The sequence below is a fragment of the Micromonospora salmantinae genome (assembly GCF_022230905.1).
Classification (GTDB): Bacteria; Actinomycetota; Actinomycetes; order Mycobacteriales; family Micromonosporaceae; genus Micromonospora; species Micromonospora salmantinae.
Genome location: NZ_JAKKFG010000042.1, coordinates 203,312 through 212,482 on the forward strand (window position 1 = coordinate 203,312; position 9,171 = coordinate 212,482).

Here is a 9,171-nt window from a genome sequence, read left to right on the forward strand (position 1 = left end):
GATAACGGAAACTGTCCAAGATCTGCGCGTGACTGCCGCGCTGAACACGCTGATCGCGCTCACCTGCGGGTGAGCGGGACCGGTTGCCCTTGGCGTACGTCGAGGACCGGCCGCCTGCCCAGTGGTTGGGCCAGATTGAGGGTTGCGGTACGCGAGTAGCCCGCGAGGGTGCACGCCTCGCCGCTGTTGTGGTGCTGCGCGATGACGATGACCACGACGGCGTTGGCCGACTCGACCGACTCCGCGTGGTAGTCGGCGCCACAGCGTCCGGTCGCCGGCCCGAAGGTGCCGGTGAAGTCGACGGTCAGCTGCGTACCGGCCCCGGTTGTGGTCGCCGACTCGATGGCGATGCCCGGTGGGGAGTTCCACGGTGGTGGCGTCGGGGTGACGGCGCCAGCGCCACCTGCGTCGATGACGGCCTGGTCGTACCGGGCCAATGCCTCCCGTGCCTGCTGACGCAGCTCGCCGAGGCTCTCCCCGCGGGGTAGCGCGGCGTCGACAGGGTCGGTCGTGTCGGTGCCACAACCAGCGAGCATCGCCGCCGCCACCACCGGAACGACCCAGTGCCATCGCACCATCGAAGACCCCTTTCCGGCAGAGCGACCGTCAGGATTATCAACCGTCGGCCCGGGTGGTTCCGCCCGGCTGCTCGACCTCGGCTGCTGCCGCCGAGGCGGCGTCGACCTGTTCGGGGTTGCCGTGGAAGCGCTGTACGACGTCCTGCGGATACTCGGCCACGTCAACCTCCTCGGTAAGCAAAGTCCGCCAGGCTACGACATGGCGGTTCGTGCGGTCGCACCCGACCGATGCGGGCATCGGATGTCGGGTGGGCGACCCACCCCGCGACCTAGCGTCAGTGCTCGAAAGGGAAGGAGGCCCGGGTGCTGGATCGGCTCAACGAGGCCATGGCGTACATCGAGCGCCACCTCGACCAGAAGATCGAGGTGGCCGAGCTGGCGCGGATCGCGCTGACGTCGGAGTACCACTTCCGGCGGCTGTTCTCCGCGCTGGCCGGGATGCCGCTGTCGGAGTACATCCGGCGGCGTCGGCTCACCGTCGCGGGTGCGGACGTGCTGGCGGGGGAGCGGACGTTGCTCGACGTGGCTGTGCACTACGGCTACGGCTCGGCGGAGGCGTTCGCCCGGGCGTTCCACGCCGTGCACGGCGTGGGCCCCGGAGAAGCTCGGCGTACGGGCGCAGCGCTGCGCGCCCAGCCCCGGATGTCCTTCCGACTCACGGTCGAAGGGAGCGGCAGCATGGAGTACCGAATCGTCGACAAGGACGCGTTCGCGCTGGTGGGGCGCAAGGCCCGGGTCCCGCTGGTGCACGAGGGGATGAACCCGGCGATCGTCGCGTTCATCAGGAGCATCGACAAGGAGACGACCGAGCGGATCGAGGCGCTCTCCGATCAGGAGCCGAAGGGAATCGTCAACGTCAGCGACAACCTCGCCGACAGCCGGCAGGAGGGCACCGAGCTGGACTACTGGCACGGGGTGGTGACCGGCGCCGTGCCGCCGGAGGACCTGGACGCGCTGCCGGTGCAGGCCGGCTCGTGGGCGGTGTTCACCATCTCCGGTGCGTTTCCGCAGGCGGTGCAGTTCCTGTGGCGTGACGTGTTCACCCAGTGGTTTCCGTCCAACCCGTACCGCAGCCGACCTGGACCGGAGATCTCCCGGGTCCGGGTGTCGGCGGACGGCACCCAGGCGGACGCCGAGCTGTGGATCCCGGTGGAGCGGGTTCCGTCCTGAGCTGCGGCGCCGGGTCGACGTGCGCAACGTCGGCCCGGCGCCTGCCAAGTCTGCCGTTCACCGCCACCGGCCCGGCGGGTGGTCGGGCAGCCGCAGGTCCGCGAGTACGCCGAAGTGGTCGCTGGCCCAGACCCCGTCGACCGGTTCGTCGAAGACCCGCTGGCAGTACGCCACGGCCAGGTTCGGCCCGTGGGGGCCGCAGCGGACCATGACGTAGTCGATCCGACGTCCCGTCTCCAGTGGCATCGTGCCCGCTCGTACCAGCGGGTTGTGTGGGGTGAAGGTGTGCCCGGGGTCGTCCGGGTGCACCGTCGGCCAGGCATCCTGGTAGGCGACGCTGCACCCGTGCAGCGACTGTTTGCCGCGCCAGAAGCGCACGCTGGCGGAGTCGACGTCGTCGTCGAAGTCGCCGACGAGGACGACGGGCAGGTCCCGTCCGGCCAGCAGTGTCTCGACGAAGGTCGCGGACCGGGCGGCCTGCAACTCCCGCTCGTGGGCGTACCCGAACTGGTAGGTGGGTTTGTGGTGGGCGACCAGCACGGTGCCGACGGGCGGTGGCACCTCGATCTCCGCCACGACCACCGCGGACCAGGGAATGTCGACCCGTTCAGTGACGTGTAGGTCGAGTTCGCGGACGGTCCCGACCGGCCAGCGGCTGACCAGCGCGGCGCCGACCCCGTCGGCGGAGCGCCCGCTGTGGCGTATCACGTGGTGGTTCGGGCCGAGCAGGTCGGTCGCCTGGTCGTAGCCGTTGCCCCAGACGGTTTCCTGAAGGGCGACCACGTCCGGTCGCAGGCGGGCCAGGCCCGGCTTGAGGACGGCTCGGCGGCGTTCCCAGTCGGCGAATTCGGGGGCGAGCAGGTTGAGGGTCAGCACCCGCAGCCCGGCGGGCTCGTCGTCCGTCGTCATGCCCGCTGTGCTTACCCGCGCCGGCCACGGCGGAATCCTGACGTCCCCCACCCCTATGTAGAGTTCCGATACAGTGGGTGGATGCGGATGACGATTCCGGTCGCGAAGGTGCTCGCGGCGCTGCTCGTTGAGCCCGACGAGCAGCGCTACGGGCTCGACCTGATGCGATTGACCGGCCTGCCCAGCGGCACCCTCTACCCGGTGCTGCACCGGTTGCAGGGGGCCGGCTGGCTGGCCGCCGACTGGGAGGCGATCGATCCCGTCGCGGCCGGGCGGCCGGCCCGCCGCTACTACCGACTGACCGCCGTCGGGGTGACGCAGGCCCGCCAGGCGCTCGCCGACCTGCGGGCCGCGATCCCCGACGGCCGTCGCTCGTGGGGCGGCACCGAGCCCACCGGAGCACCGGCGTGATGACCCGCCGGGCCGCCGAGCTGCTGTTGGAGTTGGCCGCGCGCCGCTGGCCGGCCGACGTTCGCGACGACCTGCGCCGCGAGTGGGCCGCCGAGCTGCACGTGCTCGCCGAAAGCGGTCACCGGACGAGGATGCTGGGCTTCGCAGTGAGCCTGGCCGTCAGTCGGACCGGCGCCCCGATCGTCGACCGCCGCCTGATGCGCGGTCGGATCGGCCGCACCGCCGCCGCGTTGCTGCTGTCCCCGATCGCCTGCGTCGGAATCGTGCTCGTCAGCGCGTACGCCCTCATGCCGATCGAGCGCGTGGTGACCCAGGGCTGGTCCGAGCGGATGCAGAGGCCGATCTGGACGGCGCTCACCGTCGGGCTGGCCGTCCTGCTGGCGGTGTTCGCCGCACGCTGGGCCCGGCACACCGCACTCGACGGCCCGCTGCGCATCGCGCTCGGCGTGGTGCTTCCCATCGGCGTGACCGCTGTCGTGTTCCTGTCAGCCATCTCCCCGGACGACCTGGCCACGTTCGTGCCCGGGGTGCTGCTCTGGTTGGCCGGCCTGACGCTGGCCCTCTGGGCCGCGGCGAGCCTCGCGGGCCGGAATCGACTCCGTGCGGCCTGGTGGGTGGGCGTCCTCGGCGCGCTCGCCGCCGCCGACCTCGCGGTGATTCTCTCCGTTTTCGACGCCGTCTCGGCGGGCAGTCGCGCTGGCCCGGTCAGCGGTCCGACACCATTGGGCGGCGTCGACCACATCTCCGCGCCGCTGTGGCTCATCGCCGCCTGGACGGACTGGAATGTGGGCTTACCCCGGCCCACCATCTCATGGGAGATCTTCCACATCGTCACCAACGAGGTGCTGGCGGAACCCATGCTCTACCTGGCCTGCACGCCGTACGCGCTCGCGTACACCATCCGGGCGGCCCGGTCGGCCCCCGCCGCGCCCGTCGCCCTCGCGCCGACCCCGGTGTGAACCTCAGTCGGGTACGTCGTCCCACGTCGTACCCGGCTCCAGGTAACCGGCCAGCTGGTTCTCGCGCAACGCGTACGCGATGACCAGCAGGGCGTGCTTGTCCAGCTCGGGCAGCCGGTCCAGCGGGAACCACCGCACGGCCAGCGACTCGTCGTCGTTGACCCGGGCGGTGCCGGCCACCAAACGGCACAGGAACCCCAGGTTGAGGTAGTCGCAGCGGTCCCCGTTCGGATACGTGTGCGGGTGCGACACGGCGCTGGACATCCGCACCGGCGCCACCTCCAGACCGGTCTCCTCGCGTACCTCGCGGACCAGCGCGGTGGCCGGCTGCTCGCCCGGCTCGACGAAACCGCTGATCACCGACCAGCGCCCGTCGTCGGCACGCTGGCCGAGCAGCAGCTCACCGGCGTCGTTGCGGACCACCGCGCTGACGCTCGGCAGCCAGAGCAGGTCGTGACCGACGTGCTTGCGCAGCCCCACGATGTAGTCCGGTGTCGCCATCCGGCGATCATAGATGTGCCCTATAGCGAGGCTCACCTGCGCATCTTCTGGAGTTCCAGTCCCACGCGTTTCGCCATTTCGGCCCGACGAACGCGATGCATATCTACTGTGGAGATCGTCGGCGACTTGTGCGATCCGGTGGCGGCCGGCCGGTTCGCGGTGCACAGTGATTCCCATGAGCGACAGCGGACGTGGTGGGCAGTTCTACTGGTGCACCCGGCATCACCGGGTCGAGACGGACACCAACGTGTGTCCGGCGAAGCACGTTCTCGGCCCGTACGACTCGGCGGCCGACGCGGAGAACGCCCTGCAACGAGTGCAGGAGCGGAACGAGGCGTGGGATGCCGAGGACGCTCGTTGGGCCGGGGACGACAGATAGGCGGCGCGGGACGGCTCGCGCCGAGGTATTTCGTGCTCCGCGAGGACGCACGCGAGAGCACGTCCCCCGAGGAGGGAACCACGATGGCCGAAGCACAGCAGGCCACCAAGCGCCCGGCCGCCCGACGCACCACCGCGAAGAAGACCGCCGCGGCGGAGCGGAACACGGCGGCGAGCCGGACCACCCCCGTGCGCAAGTCCACCGCGGCTGCCGCGAAGGCACCGGCCCGCAAGGCCGCCGGCGGGGCGGGTCGCGCCCCGGCCAGGAAGACCACCACGGCGGCCACGAAGGCCCCCGCGAAGAAGGCCACGACCAAGACCACCGCAGCGGCCAAGAAGGCCCCCGCGAAGGCCTCGACCACCACCCGCAAGACGACCACCGCCGCCAAGCGGGCCCCGGCGTCCACCGCGCGCAAGACCACCACCGCCGCGAAGAAGACCACCGGTACGGCGAAGAAGACGGTGAGCGCGGCGAAGAAGACCACCGCCTCGGCGGCGAAGAAGACCACCACCGCGGCGAGGAAGACCACCACCGCGGCGAAGGCGCCGGCGCGCAAGACCACCACCGCGGCGAAGGCGCCGGCGCGGAAGGTGGCGACCAAGGCGTCCGCCGCCAAGAAGACAGCGACGAAGAAGACGGCCGCGGCGAAGAAGACCGCGTCGACCCGCCCCAGCGGCGGCGCGCGCAAGGCTCCGGCCAAGAAGGCCCCGGCCGCGAAGGCGACGGGTACCTCGTCGACCACCGCCCGCAAGGCGGCGGCGAAGAAGGCCCCGGCGAAGAAGACCGTCGCGGCCAAGGCACCGGCCCGCAAGGTGACCGCCCGCAAGTCTCCGGCCCGCCCGGTCGCCGCCCGAGCCACCGCCCCCAAGGGGGCCCGCAGCGCCGCCCGCAAGGCGACCGGCTGAGCGCGGAGCATCCCCTCACCGGTCGGATTTCCGGCCGGTCACCGGAAGCGGATCACCCATGGCGCTGTCAGGATTGACCCGTGGTCATCCGACGCGTACTCGCGCCCCGCATCGACTTCGGCGCGTTGCGCCGCGAACTCGGCCTGCCCGAGGAGTTTCCGGCCGACGCCCAGCGTGAAGCCGACGAGGCGGCTGCGGCACCGCTGCAGCCGCCCGTCGACCGCACCGACATACCGTTCGTCACCGTCGACCCCGCCACCTCGCGGGACCTGGACCAGGCGATGCACCTCAGCCGCCGCCCCGGTGGGGGCTACCGGGTGCGGTACGCGATCGCCGACGTCGCCGCGCACGTCACCCCGGGTGGGGCGTTGGAGGCGGAGACCTGGCGGCGGGGGCAGACCATCTACCTGCCCGACGGCAACGTACCGATGCACCCGCACACCCTCAGCGAGGGTGCTGCCAGCCTGCTGCCCGACGACGACCGGGCCGCGGTGGTCTGGACCATCGACCTGGACGCCGACGGCGGCACCGTTGCCGTCGAGCTGGAACGCGCCCTGGTCCGCAGCCGCGCCAAACTCGACTACGCCGGGGTGCAGGCGGCAGCCGAGGCCGGGCGGCTACCCGACCCGATCGCGCTGCTGCCGGAGATCGGCGACCGGCTGACCGCCCGTGGGCTGAGCCGAGGCGCCATCAACCTGCCACTGCCCGAGCAGGATCTGGAGCCCGACGGTGAGGGCTGGCGGCTGGTGCTGCGCGCGCCGGTGCCGATGGAGGAGCACAACGCGCAGATCTCCCTGCTGACCGGGATGGCCGCCGCCGACATCATGCTGGCCGGCCGGGTGGGTCTGCTGCGTACGATGCCGGCGCCCAAGCCGGAGGCGGTGCAGCGGCTCCGGGCCGCCGCCGCGCCGCTGGGTGTGCACTGGCCGGACGACGTGGGCCCGGGGCAGGTCATCGCCGGTCTGGACGCCGCCCAGCCGCGCGCCGCAGCGTTCATCGACCAGGCTGCCGAGCTGATGCGCGGTGCCGCGTACACCGCCTTCGACGGGGAGCTGCCGGAGCAGCCGGAACATGGTGGCGTGGCAGCCGCGTACGCCCATGTGACGGCGCCGTTGCGGCGACTGGCCGACCGGTACGCCACCGAGGTCTGCCTGGCCCTGCACGCGGGCCAGGCGGTGCCCGACTGGGCTCGCGCCGCGTTGCCCCGGCTGCCCGAGGTGATGGCGAGCACCGACCGGGTCTCCTCGGCGGCGGCGCGTGGCGCCGTCGAGTTGGCCGAGGCGGCGGTGCTGGAGCAGCGGGTGGGCGAGACCTTCGACGCGGCCGTCCTCGACGTCGACGCCCCGCCCAACGGCAAGTCCCGGCCCCGACCGCCCGGTGGCACCGTCGCGCTGGACGCCCCGCCGGTCCGGGCCCGCTGCCTCGGCCAACTGCCGCTCGGCGAACGCGTCCGGGTCCGCCTGGTCACCGCCGACCCGACGGCCCGCACCGTCCTGTTCGAGCTGGCCTGACCGGGCCGCCGTCGCTGGCCCACTCCTCGCCCGCCGGCGCGACCAGCTCGCGGCAGCGGGGATTCTCACAGCGCTCGGCGCTGCTGACCGACCGAGCGGTTTGCGAGGATGAGGCCATGGCATACGACGCGAGCACGCTGCCCGACGTGTCCGGGCTGACGGTCGGCATCATCGGCGGCACCGGCGACCAGGGGCGGGGCCTCGCCTACCGGTTCGCGCGGGCCGGCCAGGCGGTGCTGATCGGGTCCCGGTCGGCTGAGCGGGCCGCCGAGTCCGCGGCCGAGATCGCCGCCCTGCCCGGCGTGCCGGCCGGCGGCAGCGTCACCGGTGCGGCCAACGACGAGGTGGCCCGACGCAGCGACGTGGTGATCATCGCGGTGCCGTGGGACGGGCACGCCGCCACCGTCGCAGCCCTCGCCGAGCCGCTCGCCGGCCGGATCGTCGTCGACTGCGTCAACCCGCTCGGCTTCGACAAGCAGGGCCCGTACGCGCTGACCGTCGCCGAGGGCAGCGCCGTGCAGCAGGCCGCCGCGCTGCTGCCCGACTCCCGGGTCTGCGCCGCGTTCAACCACGTCAGCGCTCCGCTACTGGCCGACCCCGAGGTCGACCGGATCGACCTGGACGTGCTGATCTGCACCGAGGACCGTGAGCTGGTCGACATCGTCGGCGCGTTGGCCGCCCGGATTCCCGGCATGCGGGGCGTCTACGCCGGCCGGTTGCGCAACGCCCACCAGATCGAGGCGTTCACCGCCAACCTGATCGCCATCAACAAGCGCTACAAGGCGCACGCCGGCATCCGCGTCACCGACCTCTGACAGGAGCGGCGTGATCCACCCCTGATCTCGGCAAAGGCAAAGCCGGGTGGATCACGCCGTGCCCGGTACTAGAAGGTGTGTTCGGCGGCGGGGAACTCGCCGCCGCGGACCTCGTCGGCGAAACGGCGGGTGGCGTCGGTGAGAGCGCCGGCCAGATCCGCGTACCGCTTGACGAAACGGGGTGCCTTGCCCGTCCGAAGCCCGGCCATGTCCTGCCAGACCAGCACCTGCGCGTCGGTGTCCGGGCCCGCGCCGATGCCCACAGTGGGGATCGGCAGCTCGTGGGTGATCCGCTTGGCCACCTCGCCGGGCACCATCTCCAACACCACGGCGAACGCGCCCGCCTCCGCCACCGCCCGCGCGTCGGCCAGCACCTCGTCGGCGGCGTCGCCGCGACCCTGCACGCGGTAGCCGCCCAGGGTGTGCTCACTCTGCGGGGTGAAACCGATGTGCGCCATCACCGGAATACCAGCGCCGACGATCGCGGCGATCTGCGCGGCGTTTCGGCGGCCACCCTCCAACTTCACCGCGTGACAGCCACCCTCCTTCATGAACCGGACGGCGGTGCGCAGCGCCTGGGCCGGGCCCTCCTCGTACGAGCCGAACGGCAGGTCACCGACGACCAGCGCCTGCCGGGTCGCCCGCACCACGGCCCGGACCAGCGGAAGCAGCTCGTCGGCGGTGATCGGCAGGGTGGTCTCGTAGCCGAACACGTTGTTCGCGGCCGAGTCGCCGACCAGCAGCACCGGAACACCGGCCTGGTCGAAGATCGACGCCGTGTACTGGTCGTACGAGGTGAGCATCGGCCACCGCTCGCCGCGCTCCTTGGCGGCCGTCAGGTCGCGGGTGCGGACCCGTCGGGTGGCCGGGCCGCCGTACAACGCGGTCACCTCGTGCGGAGTGGACTCCACCATCTCTGTCTCCCTTCCTCGAGGCCGCCTGCGCGGTCCCCGGGTTCCGCCGCGATCGTCGCACCGCGAGACGGGCTGACGGCAGGGCCCAGTGCAAGATGTCACTCCACCAGCGCGGGGCC

General features: G+C 72.2%; 12 protein-coding genes. 7 read left to right on the forward strand and 5 right to left on the reverse strand.

The window, feature by feature from the left end:
- Nucleotides 1–59: 59 nt before the first annotated feature.
- Both PSH03_RS24845 and PSH03_RS32620 read right to left on the reverse strand, forming a co-directional pair.
- Nucleotides 60–578 carry a hypothetical protein gene (locus PSH03_RS24845; RefSeq protein ID WP_238690571.1) on the reverse strand — a complete coding sequence of 173 codons (519 nt, stop codon included), beginning with the start codon at nt 576–578 and terminating at the stop codon, nt 60–62.
- 37 nt (nt 579–615) lie between these two features.
- The gene (locus PSH03_RS32620; protein WP_255751071.1) at nt 616–738 is read right to left on the reverse strand and encodes a hypothetical protein; all 123 of its coding nucleotides are present in this window, start codon (nt 736–738) and stop codon (nt 616–618) included.
- A gap of 143 nt (nt 739–881) precedes the next feature.
- Between PSH03_RS32620 and PSH03_RS24850 the strand changes: the two genes are divergently transcribed.
- Nucleotides 882–1,748: a GyrI-like domain-containing protein gene (locus PSH03_RS24850; RefSeq protein WP_210783543.1), complete on the forward strand. Its 867-nt coding sequence runs from the start codon at nt 882–884 to the stop codon at nt 1,746–1,748.
- A 57-nt stretch (nt 1,749–1,805) separates the two neighbouring features.
- Here the strand turns inward: PSH03_RS24850 and PSH03_RS24855 are convergent, their stop codons facing one another.
- Nucleotides 1,806–2,657 carry an endonuclease/exonuclease/phosphatase family protein gene (locus PSH03_RS24855; protein WP_210783545.1) on the reverse strand — a complete coding sequence of 284 codons (852 nt, stop codon included), beginning with the start codon at nt 2,655–2,657 and terminating at the stop codon, nt 1,806–1,808.
- A gap of 81 nt (nt 2,658–2,738) precedes the next feature.
- On the opposite strand from PSH03_RS24855, the gene PSH03_RS24860 reads away from it, so the two are divergent.
- Together PSH03_RS24860 and PSH03_RS24865 are read left to right on the forward strand one after the other, a co-directional pair.
- The gene (locus PSH03_RS24860; RefSeq protein ID WP_210783547.1) at nt 2,739–3,068 is read left to right on the forward strand and encodes a PadR family transcriptional regulator; all 330 of its coding nucleotides are present in this window, start codon (nt 2,739–2,741) and stop codon (nt 3,066–3,068) included.
- Nucleotides 3,068–4,027, forward strand: a complete 960-nt coding sequence (locus tag PSH03_RS24865) for a hypothetical protein (RefSeq protein ID WP_238690691.1) — start codon at nt 3,068–3,070, stop codon at nt 4,025–4,027. The genes PSH03_RS24860 and PSH03_RS24865 overlap by 1 nt, the downstream gene beginning before the upstream one ends.
- A 3-nt stretch (nt 4,028–4,030) precedes the next feature.
- On the opposite strand, the gene PSH03_RS24870 is transcribed toward PSH03_RS24865, so the two are convergent.
- Nucleotides 4,031–4,528 (reverse strand): NUDIX hydrolase, encoded by a 498-nt coding sequence (locus tag PSH03_RS24870; RefSeq protein ID WP_238690572.1) that lies wholly within the window; start codon nt 4,526–4,528, stop codon nt 4,031–4,033.
- Between the two features lie 175 nt (nt 4,529–4,703).
- On the opposite strand from PSH03_RS24870, the gene PSH03_RS24875 reads away from it, so the two are divergent.
- From PSH03_RS24875 to npdG, 4 genes are all read left to right on the forward strand, one after another.
- The gene (locus PSH03_RS24875; protein ID WP_238687280.1) at nt 4,704–4,907 is read left to right on the forward strand and encodes a hypothetical protein; all 204 of its coding nucleotides are present in this window, start codon (nt 4,704–4,706) and stop codon (nt 4,905–4,907) included.
- Nucleotides 4,908–4,990: 83 nt separating this feature from the next.
- Nucleotides 4,991–5,812 (forward strand): histone, encoded by an 822-nt coding sequence (locus tag PSH03_RS24880; RefSeq protein WP_238690573.1) that lies wholly within the window; start codon nt 4,991–4,993, stop codon nt 5,810–5,812.
- An 80-nt stretch (nt 5,813–5,892) separates the two neighbouring features.
- Nucleotides 5,893–7,323, forward strand: coding sequence for an RNB domain-containing ribonuclease (locus PSH03_RS24885; protein ID WP_238690574.1), 1,431 nt, complete (start codon nt 5,893–5,895; stop codon nt 7,321–7,323).
- A gap of 116 nt (nt 7,324–7,439) precedes the next feature.
- The gene (gene npdG / locus PSH03_RS24890) at nt 7,440–8,138 is read left to right on the forward strand and encodes an NADPH-dependent F420 reductase (protein ID WP_238690575.1); all 699 of its coding nucleotides are present in this window, start codon (nt 7,440–7,442) and stop codon (nt 8,136–8,138) included.
- A 68-nt stretch (nt 8,139–8,206) separates the two neighbouring features.
- On the opposite strand, the gene panB is transcribed toward npdG, so the two are convergent.
- Entirely contained in the window at nt 8,207–9,052 is an 846-nt protein-coding gene (gene panB / locus PSH03_RS24895; protein ID WP_210787422.1) for a 3-methyl-2-oxobutanoate hydroxymethyltransferase, read from the reverse strand.
- Between the last annotated feature and the right edge of the window lie 119 nt (nt 9,053–9,171).